Below are 21,573 nucleotides of genomic sequence, written 5' to 3'. Positions count from 1 at the left end.
ACATCCGGTCCGCAAGCGGCCCGGATGCTGCCGCCTGCCCTGCCGAAGATCGATTTTCCGATCACCTTCAGAGTCGCTCAGTGCGGCGAATCGGGCCCTCAGGGTGACGGGCAGGCGGGCGCGGCCACGGTCAGGCCAAGTTCTCGCAGTGCCGATCTCGCGGCGTTGTGGCCGCACATGCCGTGCACGCCCGCGCCCGGTGGCGTCGCCGCCGAGCACAGGTAGACGCCGGGGATGCCCGTTGCGTACGGGTCGAGGGCAGGGCGTGGGCGGAATGCGAGCGAGGCGAGGGAGTTGGCGCCGGTGAGGATGTCTCCGCCGACGTAGTTGGGGTTGTACGCCTCCAGTTGGGCCGGGGAGCGGGTGGACAGGCCGACGACGCGGTCGCGCAGTCCTGGGGCGTACTGCTCGATCCGGTCCAGGACGGCGGCCGTCGCGTCGCCGTCGTAGCCGTGCGGGACGTGCGCATATGCCCAGACGGGGTGGATGTCGCCGGCCGAACGCCTGGGGTCAGCGAGGTACTGCTGGGCGACCAGAACGAAGGGACGCCGGGGCATCCGCCCGCGGGACGCGGCCTGTTCGGCCTCCGCGATCTCCTCCGCGGTTCCGCCGAGGTGGACGGTGCCCGCCTTGCGGCACACCTCGGCATGCCATGGCACGCCTCCCTCCACCGCCAGGTCGACCTTGTACGCGGCGAGCCCGTGCCGGTAGCAGGTGTAGGCGCGCCGGATGCGGGCGGGAAGACGCGGACCGCACACCCGCGCTGCCGCGCGGGGAGCCAGGTCGAGCAGGATCGTGCGGGCGGGGGGAAGGTCTCGCAGGGAACGAACGGGGGTGCCCGTTTCGATGGTGCCGCCGAGTTCAACGAGACGGGCGGCGAGCGCGTGGGCGATGGCCTGAGAGCCCCCACGGGCGACGGGCCAGCCGTGCCGGTGCGCGGCGGCGGTGAGCACGAGTCCGATGGCGGAGCTGCCTGGGGCGGCGAGCGGCTGCAGCGCGTGGGCGGCGATCCCTGCGAACAGGGCGCGGGCCGCTTGGCCCCGCCATCGGCGCAGGGTCCACTGCGTAGGTTGAGCCGCCAGAAGCCCGAACCTGCCCGTCAGGACGGGGTGACGGGGCAGACGCGCCAAGGGGCGCATGAGGTCTTCGCTCAGGGCGTCGTAGTGGGCGGTCAGGGGTGAGAACAGACGACGCCAGGCCGGGCCGTCGACGCCGAGACCCCGCACGGTCGCGGCCAGATCGCGCTGGAGTACGGCAGCGTGGCCGCCGTCGAGGGGGTGGGCGAGGGCGGTCTCGGCGTGCTCCCAGCGCAGTCCGTGGCGTTCGAGGCCGAGAGTGCGCAGGTAGGGCGATGCGACGGCCATGGGATGCACCGCGGCGCAGTGGTCGTGGAGCAGGCCGGGCACGGTGACCTCGCCGCTGCGTGTCCCGCCGCCGATGGTGGCGGCGGCTTCCAGGACGGTCACGGAAAGGCCCGCCTGGGCGAGCGTGACGGCGCCCGCGAGACCGTTGGGCCCCGCTCCCACGACGATGGCGTCGGCGGTCACCGCAGGGCGCCCTTGGTGTGCTGGAACCAGCGCAGGTATCCCGGGGCGGGGGAGCCCAGGCCCGTGGCGTCGTCGTAGCCGCGGTGCGCGGGCAGGCCGAAGTCATGGCCGAGCGTGTAGAGGATGTAGCGCTGGGCGCCGGTGGAGGTGTCGGTGTCGGGGCCCTCGTCGCGGACCACGGTGAGGGGCGAGGATCCGGCGTTCGCGGGCCGGTCGGTGACGTCGTGGAAGACCTGGGTGCGGGAACCGGAGAGTGCGTACAGGAGCGGGTTGGCGAAGCCGATCCGGTGCCCGGAGGCTTGTTCCGCGTCGGCCTGCAGGGCGGCGAAGGCGGGGGTCGCCGCCGATGTGCCGCCGAATCCGATGAGGTGGAAGGTTCCGGCGTCGGTGAACCCGACCAGTACGGGCAGTGCTCCGTCACCCTCCATCGCGACGTCGGGAGTCGTGCGGTGCCCGGTGTCGCCGGTGCCGCGGTCGCGCTGGTACCAGGGCTGCGGGAAGTCGCTCGCTCCTCCTCCGCCGCCGAAGGCGAAGACGCCGGGGACGGGTCCCCAGGGTCCCTTGCCCTTGTCGGTGCGGATGGACAACTCGTCGCCCATGCTGGTCTCCCAGGCGTAGTCGCCGTGCCGGTCCAAGGCGAGGGTGGTGCCGCCGACCGAGGTGACCCACGGGGAGCCGCTGGGGAAGTCGGCCTGGGCGCGGGTGGTCTTCGGGTCGCAGTTGACCCCGGTCAGAGCTGCCTGGGGCGAGGAGTCGCCGCAGTCACCCGCCGCGAAGTAGACCCCGATGCCTTCGGCGGCGGCCTGTTGGAAGAGCAGGTTCCACGCGGCGACCAGGGTAGGGGTGAGGTGCCCCGGGTCGGAGTGGATGATCTCGGCCCAGGAGTTCGAGATGACGTCCGCCCGGCGGCCGTCGATGACATACGACTCGGCGTTCATCAGGTCGTCGTCGAGGCAGGAGTTCGCGCCGACGTAGAGGACGTTCGCGTCCGGGGCGAGGCCGTGGGCGAGGTCGATGTCGAGAGCCTGCTCGCCGGCCCAGGTGCGCGGAGGCGCGCACGCGTCGCCGATCTGCCACTGGGAGGGGGTGACCTGCTCGCGGTACTGGCCCGGCCGGAAAGGACGGTCGCCGGTGGCGCGGGCGTAGCGGGCCGTGTCGGCGGCCATGTCCGGCGATCCGTAGGCGTCGACGACGGCGACGGTGGCGCCGCGGCCGGTGGCGCTGCCTCTGCCGCCCGCGCCGTAGGCGTGACGCAGCTGGGCGGGGGTGTAGGGGCAGGGCGCGTAGGTGGAGGTCCTGCCGTACGCCTCAGGCAAGTTCGTGGCGGGCTTCTGCCCGAAGTGGCCGGAGCAGACGGCACCGTCGGCGGGTACGTCGAGGGCGGGCGCCGGGGTGGACAGCGGGCGGGCCGCGCCGGGGAGGGACAGGCCGGTGACACCGAGCACGGCGGAGCCGAGGGAGGCGGGCACGCTGAGGTCGGCCGAGGGGGCGTCGATGGTGTCGCGTCCGGTGCGGTAGCGATGCAGGCTCGTGCCGAAGGCCTGCCGGACGGCGCGGGCGGGGCCCCCGATCCGCAGATAGTGGGCGTTGCGGCCGGTGACGGTGAACCCGGACCTGGCCAGCCATGCCGTGACGGTCTGGATCTGACGGTCGGCCGGGCCGAAGCGGCGCTGGTACTGCGCGGGCGTGAGGAAGTGCCGGTAGTGCGGGCTGCGGGGGTCGGTGACATCGCGCAGGAACGCCGCCAGGCCTTGCGGATCACGGGAGTTGAGGTAGAGCCGTGCGCTGACGCGCCGGTCGCCGGGCACTGGTCCCGCGTCGGCGGCCGGCGCCGCGTAGGCGGGCCGGGATCCCATGAGCGGATGCCGGTCGGCGGCGTGGGCGGTGGGCAGGAATCCGGCGGTGCACAGCAGGGCGGCGCAGGAAGCCGCGACCACCGAGCCGCGCAGACGGCGCAGCGGGCGTATGGGGGCGTGGAGGGGCACGGGTGAAGACCTTCTGGTGAGGGGGTGCCGAGGATGCGCAGGACGTGACGAGGCGGCCCGGGCCCGGGCACGTCGTCCGTGCGGGCCGGAGGGCTGCCTGCCGTGATGAAGGGCGTGGCGTGGTCTACGAGCGGACGGTCCGGCCCCGGCACAGCGGGCCCGAGACCCCCTCGAACTCCAGGTCGAGGCCGACGCCGTCGCGTTCGGCGTGGATGTGCAGGTGCGGCTCGGTGCTGTTGCCCGAGTTGCCGACCTCGCCGAGCACCTGCCCGGCGCGCACGGTGTCGCCCTTGGCCACGGTCACGGTGCCGGGGCGCAGATGGACCAGCTTGACGATCTCGGCGCCCGTGTCGATCCACACGTGGTTGCCGTAACGGGGCTGGTAGCGGATGAGGCCGGGTTCCTGGTCGTCGATGTGGTCGGCGGCGGAGACGACCGTACCGTCGCAGGGGGCGTGCACGGGCTGCCCGTACACGAGATAGCTCGTGTTCTTTCCGCCCGCGCGGTCGCGTCGGGCGCGGTGGCGCGCCCGTGCACCGCCGGGGCCGACCTGGAGGATGTCCAGGGCACCCCGCTGTTCGGGGAAGGCGAAATGGTGGTTGAGGCCGCGTCCTCCGCCCTGCGCGATGTACCAACTGCCGCCCCGCAGGGGGAACACGAGAGGGCGGGAGACGACCGTTCCCCAGCGGTGGCGTCGTGCCCGGACGAGCAACGCGCCGAAGACGCCGACCAGGACGAGGCCCACGACGGGTTCGGCGGCATTGCCACCGGAGACGGGCAGCCCGGGCAGACGCCACGCGGAGGCAAGAGCGACGAGCGCCCCGGCCTCCACGGGCCGGCGGATCCACCACGGGAGCCGAGCGGGGGTGAACCGGCCCTCCAGGACCACGTAGCCGGCCACCACCATGAGCACCCTCCCGCACCAGACGATGCGGGAGGGTGCCTCCCAGCACGCTTCGATGCGCAGGACGAGCAACAGTGCCAGGACGATCCACCCGAACGCTCCGCGCACCTCCGGCGGGATGCGCAGGCGCGGTGGCCGGTACGCCCCCGGCTGGATCAGGAACTCGTCGAGTCGCAGGCCGTCCTGGCTGACGGCGAAGGCGAGGGTTCGGCCGGTGGTGCCCTCGATCACCAGGCCGTCGCGGCTGTCGCGTATGCCGGTGACGTCTCCGATGCGCGCGAGCGTGACGTCCACGATCTCGTCGAGCCGTGCGCGGCCCACGGCGGCGACCACGCGCGGCGCGAGACGCTCCCGGTCGGCGGCCTCGGCGGTGAGGAAGCGGTACAGGGCTTGCGCCGCGGCACCTGCCGGCCGGGGGTCCGGCCGCCCCGCCTGGCGGGGCGTCGCCGATTCCCCGGTCGTGTCACGCATTGGCCGCACCATCCTGTCCGGCCACCATGGCCACGGGGGTCATTCCGCCTGTGGGCAGCGGTGCCCAACGACGTTGCGACAGCCGGCCCTTGACGGACCGGAAGCGCCGGGCAAGCGACCGGTAGTCGTCGTCACGCAGGCAGGTGCAGTCCGCGCCGATCATCAGCAGGCCGAAGCATATGAGGCCCATGAAGGCCATGATGCCCAGGTGCAGGCACTCCAGGGCCACGGTGTTGGCCTTCCGGACCCACGGGCGGGCGGACAGGATGGCGAAGGGCAGCGCGAGTTCGATGAAGATCGTGAAGTAGCAGACGGCGGTGCCCACGAAGGCGTTGTTCATGAGATGCGCATAGGCCGACGACATCTCGAAGCCGGTGATCCGGCTGATGTAGTACATGGCCACGCCGTCCTGCCACATCTTCCCCGTGATCTTCCAGTAGCCGGCGGCGAAGTACAGCACCGCGGTCTGGAAGACGATGAGAAAGGCGGCCAGGTTGTGCAGCACGGTGGGGACCGTCGGCTGTTCCTGCTCCCGCATCCGTGCGCGCCGCTGCTTCGCGCCGGGCGCGAAGTAGGCGTTGGAGACGGTGAAGACCATGAACAGGATGAGGATCTGGGCGAGGTTGTCACCGCCCTCCAGGATGTCCTGGTTGCGGTTGTGCAGCGACCACATCATCACGGCCTGCACCAGGGTGAGCGCCCGGCCGCCGAAGATCATGAAGGCCAGGGCGACCAGGATCGCGGCGTGGAAGACGATCTCGAACCAGAGCGTGGAATGACTCCACAGGAAGATCGAGAAGTTCCATCGCGGCAGGGCGGCCTTCGCCGTGGAGATCGAGTCGTAGGAGTCCGGTCCCCACAGGAAGCGCCGCTTCGAGTAGTCGGACAGGCAGTACAGAACGGTGGCGAAGCCGACGGCGACACGGAGAATGGCCACGCCGATCAGCCGGTGCCTCCTGGTCGCGAGGCGCAGCAGCACCGCGTCCAGCCGAGCCGTGCCGTCCTGCCACATCCTGCCCAGCAGGGTGAACACGCCGGTCACTCCGCCACCCCCGGTATGTAGGTCAGCCACGACGTCGCCAGGACCCCGTGCTCGTGCTGCGACGGCTTGGGTACCGCGTACCGCGCCGAGAACGGAACGATGGGCCGGGTCTTGAAGGTCGCCTGGACGGCGCCGATCCGCGCGCCGGGGTAGAGCGTCTTCGCCTGTACGGAGAAGAACCGCTGCATCTCCTCGAAGTTCGGCTTGAACTGTTCGTCGAGACGTTTGCGGGCTGCCTCACGCTCGGCCGCGGGCAGTTTCTGGAGCTTGTTCGCGATCCCCGCGTACCGGTTGGCGTCGGCATCGAACGCGAGCAGCACGCCGGGCAGTTTCGTCGGGTTCAGGCGGAAGTCGCGTGGTGATCTGTCGATGGCCTGCTCGATCTCGACGGGACTCGACTCCACGGTCTGTCCGGAGCCGGGAAGCGTCATCCGGACACGTAGGTATATGAGGTCGTCACTGTTTCCCGGGGTGGGTCCGAACAACTGCCAGTCCTGCCAGAAGACCGGGTTCATGAGAGCCGTGACCGGGCCCTTGACACGGTCCTTCGCCGGGGAGTCGGGGGCGTTGTACGCCAGGCAGCACAGGCAGTACACCGCTGCGGCCGCGAGGGCGGTCAGCGCACTGATCCGTACCCTGAGCGGGAGCGGCCCGCTCGCCGTCCGGGGTGCTCCCTCCGATTCGCGCGAGCGCGCGAGAACTCTCATCGCTGTCCACACTCCAGGTGGGGCCGACATCCAGGTCGGTCGATTCGGGAAAGATCGAAAAGTTCGAAAAAAGGGGCGGTAGGTTCGGGCGACACTGTGTGCCGGGGCGGGGCGCCCCGCCCCGGCACCGGGGGCCAGGCGGTGTGTGTGGTCACCCGGCACCGCATGTCACTCGCACCACCGGTCATGCGGTGGTCATGCCATCCGGCATCGATGGCCGTTCGATACCGGATGGTGTACGACCCCGCCACCCCGGCGGTGCCGTGCTCCGCCTGGGCTGGACGTCCGCCGGCGCCACATGTCGCGCGGCGCCGGTGGTCGGCCGGCGCTGGTGGGCGTCGCGCTGCCGCACATCGTGCGGCGTGGTGGAACTCGGGGCCTGACGGTCAGTTGGCGTCGTAGGCGGTGTCGCCCGGGATGACGCCATGCAGCGACTTGGCGCTGAGAGCCGGGCCACCGCTGGAGGACGACGAGGACTCGCTGGACGACGAGGAGTCGCTCGACTTGGGGAGCTTCGTCGTGACAAATTCGGTCGCCTTGACGACCGTCGCCGCGGCGACGCTCTGGGCGATCCCGTGCCAGAACTGCGGCTGCACACCCTTGCCCAGGACGTGGGCGGTGGCGACCGAGTGCTGGGCGGCGGCCTTGTGCTGCGGCAGGGAGGCAGCCGACGCGCTGGACGTGGTGAGACCCGCGGTGCCGACCGCGGCGAGAGCCGCGATGACCGCACCGGCGACGGCACGCTTGCCGTTCATGGTGGTTCCCTTCGAGTGGTGAGAATTAAAGAGGATGTGCGAATCGATTCGCAGACAAGTGCGCACTTTCTCCCGGGGTGCGGCATGGCACGTTTAATGCCTTGTGTATCCGGGGAGTGGCTTCACTCTAACCATGACTTCACGGGATGCTCAACGGATTTCGCACCCATCAAACGGAGCTGCATGCTCCAAGCTCAGTTAAAGCTCAAATCCAGGGGGGTTACTGATGGTTCATGCAGGTCATTGGCGTTCAGGTGCCCACTTCGGATCACGAAACCTTTACCTTCAGGTGGGATTTTCGAGAGGAAACTAAACCCGCGCTAACGCATCTTGAAATGGGCAGACAAGAGAGGGGCTTTTCGTCCTTTCCGGCCTCTAGGGTTGCACTATGAACGAGCGTTATCGGAACGGACGGCCATGGGTTCCGTCGGTGGCGGGCCATGTCTGCCGGCTGATCGGTGTCCTGGATCTGGTGAGTGCCCTCTTCCCCGGCTTCCGGCACTCCCGGGTGCACGGCTGGCTCGGTGAGCTTCCGGGCGGGGTGACCACCCTGGCCACGGTGGGCCAGCTGACCAGCGGACTGCTGCTGATCCTGCTGGCCCACGCGCTGCGCCGCCGCAAGCGCCGGGCCTGGCGCGCGGTGGTCGTGCTGCTTCCGGTGAGCGCGGCGCTTCACCTGCTGCACCGCCACCAGCTGGTCACGGCGGTGATCGCGCTGGTGCTGCTGGGGGCGATCGTGGTCCACCGGCGTGAGTTCTACGCCAAGGCCGACCCGCGCACCCGGCTACGAGCGCTCGTCGGCCTGCTCGGTCTCGGCGGTGTCAGCGTCCTGCTCGGCCTGCTCATCGTCAGCGTCCACCCGTCGAGCGAGCGCCGGCCGTACGGCTTCCCGCAGCGGCTGGAGCACGTGCTGTACGGGCTGTTCGGCTTCGAGGGGCCGGTCCGGTACACCTCGGCCCGGATCGCCGAGCTGGTGGGCTACTCGCTGGGTGCCCTCGGCCTGCTGACGGCGCTGACCACCGTCTGGCTCGCGCTGCGCCCGGAGACGCCGAAACCGGAGTTGACGGCGGAGGACGAGTCGCGGGTGCGAGCGCTGCTCGATCGTTACGGTGCCCGCGACTCCCTGGGCTACTTCGCGCTGCGGCACGACAAGAGCGTGGTGTTCTCCCCCTCGGGGAAGGCCGCGATCGCCTACCGGGTGGTCTCGGGGGTCATGCTGGCCTCCGGCGACCCGCTCGGCGACGTCGAGGCATGGCCGGGCGCCATCCATGCCTTCATGGCCGAGGCCCGCGAGCACGCCTGGGTGCCCGCCGTCGTGGGCTGCAGTGAGACTGGCGGGGAGATCTGGGCCAGGGAGGCCGGACTCGACGCGCTGGAGCTGGGCGACGAGGCGGTGGTCGACACGTCCGACTTCTCGCTGTCGGGCCGGGCCATGCGCAACGTCCGGCAGATGGTGAAGAGGATCGAACGTGCCGGCTACGTCTGCCGGGTGCGCCGGGTCGCCGAACTGGACGCGACGGAGCGGCAGCGGATCGGCAACGCTGCGGCACAGTGGCGGGGCACCACCGTGGAACGCGGATTCTCCACCGCGCTGGGCCGGTTCGGCGATCCCGCGGACGGCGAGTGCGTCGTCGTCACCGCCCACAGGGCACCCGACGAGGCAGCCGGGCAGGACCCGTCCGGTGACGACCTGAAGGCGCTCCTGCACTTCGTGCCCTGGGGGCCCGAGGGCATCTCGCTGGATGGGCGCGGGGAGGCGGCCCGCCAGTGGGCGGAGGCGGCGCTACGGCATTCGAGCACCGCTCCCGCCGTCCGCATGCTGCGCTGCGCGGTGACCGCGCCGGACCATACGGAACCCATCGGCGCGGCGCACTGTCATACCGCGTGCGCCCGGGCGTTCCTGGCAACCGTGCGCGGCCGGTCCGCCGAGGCCGTTGCCGCGTTACGGCCGCTGCCCGCCTGCGACCAGGACCACGCGGCCGACCTGCCCGGGCTGCTCGGCCGAAGTTGCGGCGATGTTGGGGTGCGTGCGCCGGACGGGCTCACCCCGTAGGAGCACGCCGTGGCTCAGCTCGCGGCGACCGGGCTGACCAACCGCCGGATCGCCCGCGAGCTGTTCGTCCGGCACAAGGAAAATCACCGTAAAAGGGCTGCAAACTAAATCGAAGTCAGGAGTACCGGCGCACCTGGGGCAACATCTTGGTGAACGACGAGTGTCGCGCGGTCAGGGCGCGGGCACCGCCGTCGGCCGGATGAGGTGAGGGAGATGGCGGAGCCGAGGCTCGCGGTTGCCGTGGTGACCATGGGGAACCGGCCCGACGAAGTCGACGCCCTGCTCAGGTCCGTCGCCAAACAGGACCTCGCCCCGGCCCGCATCGTGATCGTCGGCAACGGCTGCCCGCTGCCCGAGTACGCCCGCCGCCTCGACCTTCCCGGCGAGGTCACCGTCATCGACGTCGAGGAGAACCTCGGCTGTCCCGGCGGCCGCAATGTCGCCCTCGCCAGGCTGCGTGAGTACGGCGACGTGGACGTCGTTGTCGAACTGGACGACGACGGGGTGCTCGTCGACGTCGAGGTGCTCCGGCACGTCCGCGACCTGTTCGCGGCCGAACCCCGTCTCGGCATCGTCGGCTTCCGGATCGCGGACGAGCACGGCGAGACCCAGCAGCGGCACGTGCCGCGCGTCGGCAACGCCGACCCGATGCGCGGGGGTTACGTCACCAACTTCCTCGGCGGCGGGCACGCCCTGCGCATGACCATGCTCGCCGAGATCGGCGACTGGCCCGCCCGGTTCTTCTTCGCCCACGAGGAGACCGACCTCGCCTGGCGGGCCGCCGATGCCGACTGGAAGATCCGCTACGCGCCCGAACTGCTCCTCCAGCACCCCCGGACCTCGCCCGCGCGGCACGCCGTCTACTTCCGGGTCACCGCCCGCAACCGGGTCTGGCTGACCCGCCGTCGGCTGCCGCTGCCGCTGATCCCGGTGCATCTGGCCGTGTGGACGGCGATCACGCTGCTGCGCACCCGTTCGACGGGCGGGCTGCGGGCCTGGTTCGGGGGTTTCGTGGAGGGGATACGCGAACCCGCCGGCGAGCGTCGGCCCATGCGCTGGCGCACGGTCTGGCGGCTCACCCGGCTCGGACGCCCGCCTGTCATCTGACCTGCGGGAAACGGCAATTCGCCCAGCAGGTGCGGAAAGCGGGACGAGGGTTCCGGTCGTTCACCTCCGACGGCCGGAACCCTCTCGCGTCCCCGGAGCCAGGCCTGCGGCGACACTCCCCCGAGTTACGCGACATACGCGCGCGCCGTCGGGCCCGGTCCGATGCGAAGATCACATCAAGGCTCGCCAACGGATCGCTAACATGTGGCCAGTGGTTCTCCCGGAGGGCACCAACCGGTTGGCGTGAAGTGGTCGTACGTCTCCGGGAGCAGGCCGGAAACCCTGCGGTTCCCGGCTCTGACCGGCACAGAGAAGATGGCGGGAATCCGTCCCCGACGGGGTGGGATTCCGCCAGCAGTCATGACATGTACCGGCGGGCGGACCCGCCGCGCGGCGCGGTCGCCGTGACCGTGCGGGAAGGCGATGGGCGGAGCGATGCGGCGGTACGAGCTGCGGTTCGGACTGCTGGGCCCTCCGGTCCTCTACGGCGCGGGCGACGTGCGCCCGATCGGCAGCCCCAAGGTGCGTGTGCTGCTGGCCGAGTTGCTGCTGGAGGCCGGGCGGGTCGTCTCCGTCGAGTCCCTCAAGGAGGCACTGTGGGGCGGAGCGCCCCCGGTGTCGGCGCAGGCCTCGCTGCACAACCACGTGACCCGGCTGCGCCGGCTCCTCGACGACCCCGAGCGGCTTCGGGCCGTACCGCCCGGGTATGTGCTGCGGGTCGACGACGGTGAGCTGGACGTCGATGTGTTCGACGCCCGGGTGGCGCAGGCGCGTACGGCGCACGGGCGGCGGGAGTGGGCGCCGGTGCTGCGTGCCTGCGCCGACGCGCTCACCCTCTGGCGCGGCACCCCGCTCGGCGGCCTCCCCGCCGACTTCGGCGGTTACGCCTTCGTGCAGCGTCTGGAGGAGGCCCGGCTGCTTCTGCTGGAGTGGCGCTACGACGCGGAGCTCGCCCTCGGCGGACCCCGAACCGGCGGCCTGGTGCCGGAGTTGGCGGCGCTCGTCGCCGAGCACCCGCTGCGCGAGGCCTACCACCGCCAGCTGATGCTGGCCCTGCACCGCACGGGCCGGCAGGCCGAGGCCCTCGCGGTCCACCGTGACCTGCGGGACCGCCTGCGAGAGGAACTGGGCATCGACCCGGGCCCGGCGGTCCGCGACGCACATGTGGAGGTGCTGCGGGCGAGTGGCGCGGTGGCGGAGGCTGCGCCGGAAGGGCATGTGCCGGATGAGGGTGCGCCGGACGAGGTGGTGGGTGAAGGCGGTGGGGTGAGTGCGGGTGCATCGGGGCTTGTCGCGCAGCTCCCCGCGCCCCCAGAGGGGGCGTCGACCGACCGTCGGCCGGAAGGTGAAGGCGTTGATGTGGCTGCGGACGGCGTCCCCGTCACGGATCAGCCCGTCCGCCCCCGTTCTGCGCGCGACGACCCCCGGACGCCCCGTCCCGCCCAACTCCCCCCGATCCCGGCCCACTTCACCGGCCGCACCGCCGTGCGCGAAGCGCTGCACCGTGCCCTGACCCCTGCGGAGGCCGCTCCCGCCGTCGCCGTGGTCAGCGGGATGGCCGGGGTCGGCAAGAGCGCGCTCGCGCTGTATGCCGCCCATCAGCTGCGGGAACGTTTCCCCGACGGTCAGCTCTACGTCAACCTGCATGGTTCCACCCCCGGCGTGCCCCCGCTCGCCGCCGCGCAGGCGCTCGCCGCGCTGCTGCGGGACCTCGGCGCCGACCCTCGGCACATCCCCGAACACCCGGATGCAGCCGCCGCGTTGCTGCGCTCCCTGCTCGCGCCCACCCGCACCCTGCTGCTGCTCGACGATGCCGAGAACGCCGCCCAGGTACGGCAGTTGCTCCCCGGCGGGCCCGGCTGTGCGGTGATCGTCACCAGCCGGTCGCCGCTCACCGCGCTCGACGGCGCCCACCGTTTTCCGCTCGGGCCGCTGACCGGTGAGGACAGCGCGGCACTGCTCCGTGCGGTCAGCGGGCGGGAGGAGATCGGTGCCGGGCACCCGCTCGTCGGCCTCACCGGCCGGCTCCCGCTCGCCCTGCGCGTGGTCGCCGCCCGGCTGGCCGCCCGCCGTGTCCTCACCCCCGAGACGCTGGCCGGTCAACTGGCCGCCGCGGCCAGCAGACTGCACCACCTCGAGTACGACGACCTGAGCGTCCGCCGTTCCCTCGCCGTCGCCCATGACGCCCTCGCCGCCTCCGCGCGCGCCCCCGACCGCGACGCCGCCCTCGCTCTCCGCCACCTCGGCGCGCTCGATCTGCCCACCTACGGCGCCCCGTTGATCGCGCGGCTCACCGGCACCGACGAGCGCCGTGCCGAGGCCGCCCTGGACCGGCTGGTCGAGGTGGCCCTCCTGGAGGAGACCGCGTACGGCCGCTACACCCCGCACGACCTGGTACGCGACTTCGCGCGGGAGCTGGCCCAGGGCACCGGCCCCGCCGACCACGCCGAGGCCGCCCTCACCGCCCTGCGCTGGTTCGCCGCCGTCGCCGAACGCGCTCTCGTCGCCATCGTCGAACCCGGCCTCGACCAGGGCGACCGCCGCCGTCCCACCGCCGCCCAGCCCCCCGAACACCAGGCGTACGCGGCCGCGTTGCCCTCCTTCGAGTGCGCCGAGCACGCTTTCGCCTGGGGCGATGTGGAGCTGGAGAACATCGTCGCCCTGGTGGACCGGTACACCGACACGGCCGACCGGCGGATCAGCGCCTATCTCTCCACCCTCGTCCGGCTCCTCTTCCCGTACGTCCTGCGCAGGGGGCGGGTCGCCGAGATGGAGGTGCTCGGCACCGCCGCCCTGGCCGCCGCCCGGCGCCTCGGCGACGAGCCCGCCGAGGCCTACGCTCTGGGCGACCTCTCCGGGCTGCGCTTCCTGACCGGCCGGCAGCGGGAGGCCCTCGCCCTGACCGACCGGGCCCACGCCATCTGGCGGCGGCTGGACGTGGCGTCCTGGATCCGGCGCAGCCTGAACAACCGGGGGCTGCTGCTGGAAGGGCTGGGCCGTTACGACGAGTCCGGTGAGGCGCTGCGGCAGAGCCTGGACTACTCCCGGCAGCTGAACGACCCCTACGGCGAGGCCGTCACCCACAGCCACCTCGGCAACCTGTACGAGCACACCGACCCGCGCGCCGCCATCGAGCAGCACCGGCGCTCACTGGCGATCGGGGACGCGATCGGTGCCGTCATCGTGCAGCACGCCGCGCACTGCAACATCGGCTACGCCCAGCTCACCCTCGGCGAACCGGCCGCCGCCGTCGGGCACTTCGAGGAGAGCCTGCGCATCCTCGGCCGCCACGGCGACTGGCACGGCGAGTCCCAGACCCGGCTCGGCCTGGTGCGCGCGCTGCGTGGCCTCGGCCGCACCGACCGCGCCCACCACGAGTGCGCCGAGCTCCTGCAGCGCGCCGACGCCCGCGCGGACCGCCACGCCGGCGGCCTCGCCCGCCATCAACTCGGTCTGCTCCTGCGGGAACAGGGGCGTACGGGCGAGGCGTACGACGTCTGGCGCGCGGCCCTGGCCTCCCTGGACGGCACGGACGAGCCCGACGTCCTCGCGGAGCTGCGAGAGCTGCTGTCCCTCGACGACTGACACGTGGTGCCGTTGGGTGCCGGCCCGGCAGCCTCGGCGGAGCGGCCGGCCACGGCCGGTCACTTCGCGTCGGCGTAGCACTCCACCACCGCCGTCGTGAACGGGAATCTGACCGGGGTCTTCCCGAACGTCAGCAGTCCCGCCAGGTCGGCCGCCTCCCGGATCGCCGCCACGATCGCCTCGGTCTCCTCCTCGGGACAGTGCACGATCACCTCGTCGTGCTGGAAGAAGACCAGCTCGGCGGCCATGTCCGCGCAGGTCCGGCGAAGTGCCGCGAGCATCAGCAGAGCCCAGTCGGCGGCGCTGCCCTGGACGACGAAGTTGCGCGCGAAGCGGCCTCTGGCACGGGAGTTGGTGGAGGCGTACCCCGGCACCCAGCCGTCGGCGGTCTGCTCCTCCGGCTCCTCCTGGGGCATCCCCGCCTCCTCGGTGCCGTCACCGGCCCCGGCCGCCGGCGGACAGGTCCGGCCCAGCCAGGTGCGCACCAGCCGGCCCTCCTCGCCGGCCCGCGCCGCGTCGTCGACGTACGCCACCGCCCGGGGAAAGCGGCGTCTGAGTGCGGCCAGGTTCTTCAGGCCGTCGCCGGAGGTCTGGCCGTAGACCGCGCCGAGGACGGCGAGCTTCGCCTGTGCACGGTCGCCGGAGAACGCGCGGTCGGAGACGGACTGGTAGAGGTCGGTCTCCCGCCCCGCGACCTCCATCAGCCCGGGGTCGCGGGAGATCGCCGCGAGCACGCGCGGTTCCATCTGGTCGGCGTCGGCGACGACCAGCCGCCAGCCGGGGTCGGCGACCGCGGCCCGCCGGATGACCTTGGGGATCTGCAGGGCGCCGCCGCCGTTGGTCACCCAGCGCCCGGTGACCGTGCCGCCGGCGTGGAACTCGGGCCGGAACCTGCCGTCCCGCACCCAGTCCTGGAGCCAGGTCCAGCCGTGGGCCACCCAGATCCGGTACAGCTTCTTGTATTCGAGGAGCGGTTTCACGGCCGGGTGGTCGATGCCGGAGAGCTCCCAGCGGCGGGTGGACTTCACCTTGATCCCGGCCTGGGCGAAGGCCTTGATCACATCGGCCGGCAGGTCCGGGCGCACCCGCCTGCCGAACGCGGCCGACACCTCGTCCGCCAGCTCGGCCAGCCGGCGCGGTTCACCACCACCCGCGTACCGCTCGCCGAGCAGTTCGCGCAGCAGCTCTCGGTGGACCTCGGCGCTCCACGGTAGCCCCGCGCGGTTCATCTCGGCGGCGACCAGCATCCCCGCCGACTCCGACGCGGTCAGCAGCCGCATCCGGTCCGGGTGTTCGGCCCGGTCGTGGCGGCGCTGCTGTTCGGCGTAGACCGCCAGGAGTTCGTCGAGCGTCAGACGGGCGCCGCCCTCCGGCTCGAAGAGCGGGGACTGTGCGCCCGGCTCGGCCGCCCGCTGTGGTGGATCGGGTGGTACGGGGCCGCCGCGGAGGCGGGCCAGGGCGGCGGCGGCCGAGCGTGGCTCACCCAACCGTCCCTCGTGGCCCAGCAGAAGTGTCTCGGCGTCCTCGATGTCGTAACACCGCTCCACTCGCACCCCCGTGGCGAGCAGACGCGGATAGACCTCGGCGGTCGACCGCCACACCCAGCGCGTCACCTCCGGGCGGCCCCTGACCGCCCCGGCGAGATCGGGCTCCCGCCGCACCGGCCCGACGGGCAGCCCGTCCGGACCGAGGGGGGCGACATCCACGCCGCCGTCCTCGGCCGGAGCGAGAGCCCACCGGTCGGTCATGCAGCGAGTCTGGCAGGCACCACTGACAATGGCCTTGACCTGCGAGTTTGCCGTTTCGGGCGGGACAGGTACGGGCCGGGCGGGCCCGGACCTGTCCGGCTACTTCGGGTCCTCGGCCGCGCCCGCGGCTTCCGTCGCGGCCTTCTGCTGGTCCACCCACAGGGCCAGCACCTTGGCGATGCAATCCTCGGTCGCGGGCTTGGTGATGCCGAGGCCGTTCAGGACGCCTTCGCCGTTCTCGTGTTCCAGGAGGGCCAGCAGCAGGTGCTCGGTGCCGACATAGTTGTGACCGAGGCGCAGTGCCTCGCGGAAGGTGAGTTCGAGGGCCTTCTTGGCCTCGGGGCCGTAGGGGATGAGGTCGGGGACGTCGTCCGCGGCCGGCGGGAGCGCGGCCGTCGCCGCCTGGCGCACGGTGTCCAGCAGAACGCCCTGCGCGAGGATCGCCTTCGCCGCGATGCCATCCGGCTCGGCCAGCAGCCCGAGGACCAGGTGTTCGGGGCGGCCCTCCGGGTTGCGCGCCGCGAGCGCCTCGTTGTGGGCCGCCATGACCACGTTCCGCGCGCGGGGGGTGTAGCGGCTGAAGCCCTGGTTGGGGTCGAGGTCGGCCGACTCCTTCGGCACGAACCGCTTCTGCGCCGCCTGCCGGGTCACGCCCATGCTCTTGCCGATGTCGGTCCAGGACGCGCCCGAGCGCCGGGCCTGGTCGACGAAGTGCCCGATCAGATGGTCGGCCACGTCGCCCAGGTGGTCGGCGGCGATCACCGCGTCCTGGAGCTGGTCGAGGGGTTCGGGGTGCACCTGCTTGATCGCCGCGATCAGGTCGTCGAGGCGTACGGATGCCGTGATGTCCGGGTTGGTCGCCATGTGTCAACCGTAAGTTGACACCTCCGCAGTGTCAACCTCGGGTTGACACGTCTACTTCGGGGTCGCCGCCAGCCGTACCGCCAGGCCCGCGAAGACCGTCCCGCTGAAGTAGTCCAGCCCCCTGGACACGCGCCGGCTGCGGGCCAGGAGCGCGCCGAGCTTCCCGGAGAGGAGTCCGACCGAGCCGTCGACGAACACGCCCATGACCGTGATCGTGCTGCCCAGGATGAGGAACTGCTCGCGTATGTGACCCAGTTCGGGGTTCACGAACTGCGGGAGGAAGGAGACGTTGAAAAGGATCACCTTCGGGTTGAGGAGATTGGTGACCGCGCCCCGCCAGAAGGCCCGCCGCCGCCCCGGGTCCGCCGTGGCGTCCGCCTCGACCGGGCCGCCGCCGCTGCGGAACGCCTTGACCGCGAGGTACAGCAGATAGGCCGCGCCCGCCCAGCGCAGCACGTGGTACAGCGTCGGCAGGGTCAGGAACAGAGTCGACAGACCGAGCGCGGCGGCGACCGAGTGCACGAACATCGCGCACGCGACCCCCACGGCGGCGGTCACCCCGGTCAGCGGGCCGCCCCGGGCGCCCACCGCCACGATGAACATCATGTCGGGGCCGGGGGTGACGCAGAGCGCGAGGGCGGCGACAAGAAAGGCCGCGTAGAGAGACGTGTCCACCATGCCCGCCATGCTTGGTGCCGCCTCGCGCGCGTGCGAACGGATTCCGGCACCTGAGACGGAGTGGCGTCGGACAGTTGTCCACAGGGTGTGGACGGCCGCCGCACGTTGCCGGTGGCGCATGGCACGATCGACGTGTGACCAGCACCGATCCCAGCACCGTCGACCGGGCCTTCCGGGCGGCCCTGTACGACGACACCGACTCCGGCCTCGACACGGGCGCCTCCCTGCTCGCGGCCGACTCCGGCGCGGACGCGGAACTCGCGCGCCGGGGCCGGGAGTTCGTCGCGGCGGCCTGGCGGCGTGGCTGGCAGCCCGCCGACGTCGTACGGCTGGTGCGGCGCGAGCTGGACGATCCGCATGTGGGCCTCGCCGCAGGGCTGATCCGGGCGCAGGTGCCGGACGACCGGCCGCGCGGCCCGCGATGGAAGGCCCAGCTCGACACGCTGCCGGACGGTCACGCGCGCGTGGGCGACCGTTTCTCGCACGCCACCGCAGTCCTGGAGCTGTACCGGCTGCTGCTGCGGCTGCCCGTCCTGGAGCCCCTCGACGAGCCCGGACCCCGTGCGGACGCGCACCGGCCGGAGTCCCGCACGCTGACCCGGATACGCGCGCTGCTCGCCAAGGCCGAGGCGACCGGCTACCCGGAGGAGGCGGAGGCGCTCAGCGCCAAGGCGCAGGAGCTGATGGCCCGGCACAGCGTCGACGAGGCGCTGCTCGCCGCCGGGGCGCCCGCGCCGGACGCGCCCGGAGCCTGCCGGCTGGGGGTCGAGCCGCCGTACGAGCAGGCCAAGGCGGTGCTGCTGGACGCGGTCGCCACGGCCAACCACTGCCGGGCGGTGTGGAACGAGCCACTGGCCTTCTCCACGGTCGTCGGCTTCGAGGCGGACCTGGAGGCGGTCGAGCTGCTCTACACCTCTCTGCTGGTGCAGGCCACGCACGCGATGACGAAGGCGGAGGCGGCGCAGCGCGCGGGCGGCCGCAGACGGACGAAGACCTTCCGCCAGTCCTTCCTGGCGGCCTACGCCCACCGCGTCGGCGACCGGCTGGCCGCCGCCGCGGAGTCGGCCGTGGCCGAGACCGGGGCGGCGGCGGACCTGCTCCCGGTGCTGGCGAGCAGGGAGGTGGCCGTGACCGGCCGCATGGAGCAGATGTTTCCGGAGACGACCACGACCCGTCTGCGCGGGGTGACCGACGAGGCGGGCTGGACGGAGGGGACCAGGGCGGCGGATCAGGCGCAGGTCCGGTCCCGCACCCAACTGTCCTGAGGTTCCCCGCGCCAGGCCGCCGCCGACGTCCGGTCAGCCGAATCCCGACCGAACCGCCCCTGAACCCGCCCGAACCGCCTCTGCATCAGTCGCCGGCCTGCTGGAACGCCCCCACCGACGCGTTCGGCTTCTCCGCCGAACCCTTCCCCACCACCGGCCCGTACTTCCACGGGAAGCTCTGCGTCGCGTCGCTCCCCGGCAGGGACACCGTCATCGACGTGGCCGCGAGGCTCGCCGTGTCCCCGTCCTTGCCCCGCACGTAGCTGATCGAGAACGTCGCGGAGTCACCCTTGGCGAGCTTGAGCTTCTGGTTCTTCGCGCCGGACAGCGAGGAGAGGGAGGCGGACGTGCCGCCCGCCTTCAGCGTGACGCCGGCGAAACCGTCCAGCGTGCACGGCGCGCTCTGGTTCGTGATGCTCACGGGCACCTCGCCGCTGTCGCCTGCGGTCGGCGCGACGCTCGCAGGGCCGACCTGGACGGAGACCTTGCCGATCTCGCAGGTCGAGCCGTTCTTGCTGCTGGAGCTGCTGCTGTTACTGCCGCCGCTGCTGCTGTTGCTGCAGGCGGTCAGGGCGAGAGCGGCGGCGAGGGCCGTGACGGTGAGCGGAATGGCGCGCATGAGATAGATCCCCATCGAGGTCGTGACGGTATCCCAGCATCATCACGCCCCCGCCCGGGTCCCGCTCGCCCGCCCCCGTTCTTGACCGCTTCACGGCGTGTTCTCGACGCTTCGTGCGCGCCGGCGGGAGCGGGCGCCGATCACCGATCGGCCCTATTGCCCAAGGCCCGCCGTCGGCAGCCCCGACGGCAGCTTGCCGCCATCCGCCTTGGTGTAGGTCTCCTCGCCCGTCTTTCCGGACCAGGTGACCTTCATACCGCTCTTGTTGACCGAGTCGACCATTCCGGTGGCCCGGTTCTTGTTGCCGTCCGTGCAGCTGAGGTGGATCATCCGCATCCCGGCCTCCTCGCCTGCGGTACCGCTGCACACGGCGCCGCCGGTCTCGAAGAGCCCGGCGGACTTGCCGGTGACCACCAGCGCGACGATCTTGCCGCCGCTCGTGGTGATCCAGCTGCCCTGCAGCACATCGGCCGAGGTCGTGGCGCTCTCCGACTCGGCACTGGCGGTCGCGGCGGCGGACGTCGTGCCCGACGGGTTCGCCGAGGAGCCGCTGTCGGAGCCGCCGCCGCTGCACGCGGTCAGTGCGAGCGCGCCCACCAGCCCCGCCACGGCGGCTCCGATCCGTACGGGCATACGCCCGTACGGCCGTACGGGCGGCCCCGCGGGCGCCGTGGCCGACGCGCCGCGCGCCTCGGTCGAAGCCGTCTTCGTACGTGTCGTAGCCGTACTCGCCATAGCCGTAGCCGTAGTCACCGCAACGCTCCCAAGCTCTAGCCAGCCCTAGCCGGTCGGTCGCCCGGCCGCCGAACGACAGCGGCAAGCTACCAGGACTCCCCAGGAGGATCTGCGTACGTCAGGTAGGCATCCGCTGTGGGCCTGGTGCTCACACGCCGGATGCGTAGGTGTTCTCCTACGCTTGACTGGTAGGTAAAAACCTACCTATTCTCCCGTGCATGTCCACGCACATCACGCACGCCTCCTTCATCACCCTCCCCGTCACCGACCAGGACCGCGCCCTGCGCTTCTACCGGGACGTCCTCGGTTTCGAGGTCGCCGCGGACCTGGAAACGCCCCCGGGGCGCTGGCTCCAGGTCGCGCCCAGGGGTGCGCAGACCGTCTTCACGCTCTCCGGTCCGGGGATGGGCGATTTCGAGCCCGGTTCGGCGCGGGGGATCATGTTGATGACGACCGATGTCGACGCCGACTGCGCACGGCTCGCCGAGGCGGGCACCGACGTACAGGGCCCGGACGAGTTCCCGTGGGGCCGGATGGCCTCCTTCCGGGATCCGGACGGCAACGGTCTGATGCTGCTCACGGAGGACCGGCGACAGGGGAGGGACCTGGCATGACCGCGACCGGCGCCGCCGAGGAGGTCGAGGACCGGGTCTTCGCCGCGCTCGCCAACGCCACCCGGCGTGAGGTGCTGCGACTGCTGCGCGACGGCGGGCCCCAGCCGGTCCAGGCCCTGGCCGACCACTTCGACATGCGCCGTCCCAGCCTCTCGGAACACCTCAAGGTGCTCCGGGAGGCCGGTCTCGTCTCCGAGCAGCGCTCCGGCCGGCAGCGCATCTACCGCCTGGAGGCGGCGCCCCTCGCCGACCTGCAGGACTGGCTCCACCCGTACGAGCGGTTCTGGCGCGACCGGTTGAAGGACCTCGGCACGCTGCTCGACCGGATGCCGGACGATGAGCAGCCATGACGAACGAGCGCATCCCCTACGGTGACGGCACCGGCGATGGCGGCCTTGGTGACGACGACCTGACCACCATCCGCGTGGACCAGTTCCTTCCGCATCCGCCCGCGAAGGTCTGGCGTGCCCTCACCGAACCGGAACTGCTCGTGCAGTGGCAGATGCCGGGTGCCGAGAACTTCCGTCTGGAGGTCGGCCACCGGTACCGGATGACCTCGGTCCCGCGTCCGGGCACCCGCTTCTCCGGCGTCATCGACGTGCAGGTTCTCGCCTACGACCCGGAGCGGACGCTGTCCGTCCAGTGGTCCGATCCCGATCCGGCCAATCTCGCTCACTGGACCATCACATGGACGCTGGAACACGAGGGCCGCGGTACGCGTCTGTTCCTAGTGCATGAGGGGTTCGATCCGGACGATCCTGCGCAGATGATCGCGCGCAAGATCATGGGCGGGGGCTGGCGATCGCATGTCATGCGAGCTCTGGGGCAGACGCTGGAACGGGTTGAGTAAAGCGGACGTCAAAGCTGTAACCGCAGGAACACCCCGCGTGCACG

General features: G+C 71.8%; 18 protein-coding genes. 7 read left to right on the top strand and 11 right to left on the bottom strand.

Translation table 11 applies throughout. The features are described from left to right. Positions 1-98 precede the first annotated feature (98 nt). The 6 genes from EDD90_RS24975 to EDD90_RS24950 all read right to left on the bottom strand — a co-directional run bounded on the left by EDD90_RS24975 (position 99) and on the right by EDD90_RS24950 (position 7,411). The gene (locus EDD90_RS24975) at positions 99-1,547 is read right to left on the bottom strand and encodes an NAD(P)/FAD-dependent oxidoreductase (protein ID WP_123975283.1); all 1,449 of its coding nucleotides are present in this window, start codon (positions 1,545-1,547) and stop codon (positions 99-101) included. Then, entirely contained in the window at positions 1,544-3,532 is a 1,989-nt protein-coding gene (locus EDD90_RS24970) for a protease pro-enzyme activation domain-containing protein (RefSeq protein ID WP_123975282.1), read from the bottom strand. Before EDD90_RS24970 ends, EDD90_RS24975 begins: the two co-directional genes overlap by 4 nt. A gap of 124 nt (positions 3,533-3,656) precedes the next feature. After that, complete coding sequence (locus EDD90_RS24965; protein ID WP_185149205.1) at positions 3,657-4,907, bottom strand: M23 family metallopeptidase; 1,251 nt, start codon at positions 4,905-4,907, stop codon at positions 3,657-3,659. Further along, complete coding sequence (locus EDD90_RS24960; RefSeq protein WP_123975280.1) at positions 4,900-5,949, bottom strand: hypothetical protein; 1,050 nt, start codon at positions 5,947-5,949, stop codon at positions 4,900-4,902. Before EDD90_RS24960 ends, EDD90_RS24965 begins: the two co-directional genes overlap by 8 nt. Continuing rightward, a complete protein-coding gene (locus EDD90_RS24955; RefSeq protein WP_123975279.1) occupies positions 5,946-6,656 on the bottom strand; it encodes a DUF5819 family protein in 711 nt (236 codons plus the stop codon). The genes EDD90_RS24960 and EDD90_RS24955 overlap by 4 nt, the downstream gene beginning before the upstream one ends. A 386-nt stretch (positions 6,657-7,042) precedes the next feature. Continuing rightward, positions 7,043-7,411, bottom strand: coding sequence for a hypothetical protein (locus EDD90_RS24950; protein WP_123975278.1), 369 nt, complete (start codon positions 7,409-7,411; stop codon positions 7,043-7,045). A 388-nt stretch (positions 7,412-7,799) separates the two neighbouring features. Between EDD90_RS24950 and EDD90_RS24945 the strand changes: the two genes are divergently transcribed. The 3 genes from EDD90_RS24945 (at position 7,800) to EDD90_RS24935 (ending at position 14,156) form a co-directional block, all read left to right on the top strand. Then, entirely contained in the window at positions 7,800-9,464 is a 1,665-nt protein-coding gene (locus EDD90_RS24945; RefSeq protein ID WP_123975277.1) for a phosphatidylglycerol lysyltransferase domain-containing protein, read from the top strand. 213 nt (positions 9,465-9,677) lie between these two features. Then, on the top strand, positions 9,678-10,571 hold the full coding sequence (locus tag EDD90_RS24940) for a glycosyltransferase family 2 protein (protein ID WP_123975276.1): 894 nt from the start codon (positions 9,678-9,680) through the stop codon (positions 10,569-10,571). A 423-nt stretch (positions 10,572-10,994) separates the two neighbouring features. After that, complete coding sequence (locus tag EDD90_RS24935; protein ID WP_260328034.1) at positions 10,995-14,156, top strand: BTAD domain-containing putative transcriptional regulator; 3,162 nt, start codon at positions 10,995-10,997, stop codon at positions 14,154-14,156. A 59-nt stretch (positions 14,157-14,215) separates the two neighbouring features. On the opposite strand, the gene EDD90_RS24930 is transcribed toward EDD90_RS24935, so the two are convergent. The 3 genes from EDD90_RS24930 to EDD90_RS24920 form a co-directional block, all read right to left on the bottom strand. Beyond that, positions 14,216-15,904: a bifunctional 3'-5' exonuclease/DNA polymerase gene (locus EDD90_RS24930; RefSeq protein ID WP_123975274.1), complete on the bottom strand. Its 1,689-nt coding sequence runs from the start codon at positions 15,902-15,904 to the stop codon at positions 14,216-14,218. Between the two features lie 99 nt (positions 15,905-16,003). Beyond that, entirely contained in the window at positions 16,004-16,768 is a 765-nt protein-coding gene (locus EDD90_RS24925) for a Clp protease N-terminal domain-containing protein (protein ID WP_123975273.1), read from the bottom strand. Positions 16,769-16,819: 51 nt separating this feature from the next. Continuing rightward, positions 16,820-17,446, bottom strand: a complete 627-nt coding sequence (locus tag EDD90_RS24920; protein ID WP_123975272.1) for a LysE family translocator — start codon at positions 17,444-17,446, stop codon at positions 16,820-16,822. Between the two features lie 134 nt (positions 17,447-17,580). Here EDD90_RS24920 and EDD90_RS24915 point away from each other — a divergent pair, with 134 nt between their 5' ends. Further along, complete coding sequence (locus tag EDD90_RS24915) at positions 17,581-18,711, top strand: DUF2786 domain-containing protein (protein ID WP_123975271.1); 1,131 nt, start codon at positions 17,581-17,583, stop codon at positions 18,709-18,711. An 85-nt stretch (positions 18,712-18,796) separates the two neighbouring features. Here the strand turns inward: EDD90_RS24915 and EDD90_RS24910 are convergent, their stop codons facing one another. Continuing rightward, positions 18,797-19,330 (bottom strand): DUF4232 domain-containing protein, encoded by a 534-nt coding sequence (locus tag EDD90_RS24910; protein WP_123981597.1) that lies wholly within the window; start codon positions 19,328-19,330, stop codon positions 18,797-18,799. A 153-nt stretch (positions 19,331-19,483) separates the two neighbouring features. Continuing rightward, on the bottom strand, positions 19,484-20,065 hold the full coding sequence (locus EDD90_RS24905; protein ID WP_311737215.1) for a hypothetical protein: 582 nt from the start codon (positions 20,063-20,065) through the stop codon (positions 19,484-19,486). 218 nt (positions 20,066-20,283) lie between these two features. Here EDD90_RS24905 and EDD90_RS24900 point away from each other — a divergent pair, with 218 nt between their 5' ends. The 3 genes from EDD90_RS24900 to EDD90_RS24890 are packed head-to-tail and all read left to right on the top strand — an operon-like array spanning position 20,284 to position 21,529. Continuing rightward, positions 20,284-20,679: a VOC family protein gene (locus EDD90_RS24900; RefSeq protein WP_123975270.1), complete on the top strand. Its 396-nt coding sequence runs from the start codon at positions 20,284-20,286 to the stop codon at positions 20,677-20,679. Continuing rightward, positions 20,676-21,029, top strand: coding sequence for a helix-turn-helix transcriptional regulator (locus EDD90_RS24895; RefSeq protein WP_123975269.1), 354 nt, complete (start codon positions 20,676-20,678; stop codon positions 21,027-21,029). Before EDD90_RS24900 ends, EDD90_RS24895 begins: the two co-directional genes overlap by 4 nt. After that, a complete protein-coding gene (locus EDD90_RS24890; RefSeq protein WP_123975268.1) occupies positions 21,026-21,529 on the top strand; it encodes an SRPBCC domain-containing protein in 504 nt (167 codons plus the stop codon). The genes EDD90_RS24895 and EDD90_RS24890 overlap by 4 nt, the downstream gene beginning before the upstream one ends. Positions 21,530-21,573 lie beyond the last annotated feature (44 nt).

The sequence above is a fragment of the Streptomyces sp. Ag109_O5-1 genome, assembly GCF_003814875.1.
Lineage (GTDB): Bacteria > Actinomycetota > Actinomycetes > Streptomycetales > Streptomycetaceae > Streptomyces > Streptomyces sasae.
This window is presented reverse-complemented; position numbering and strand designations above follow the sequence as displayed.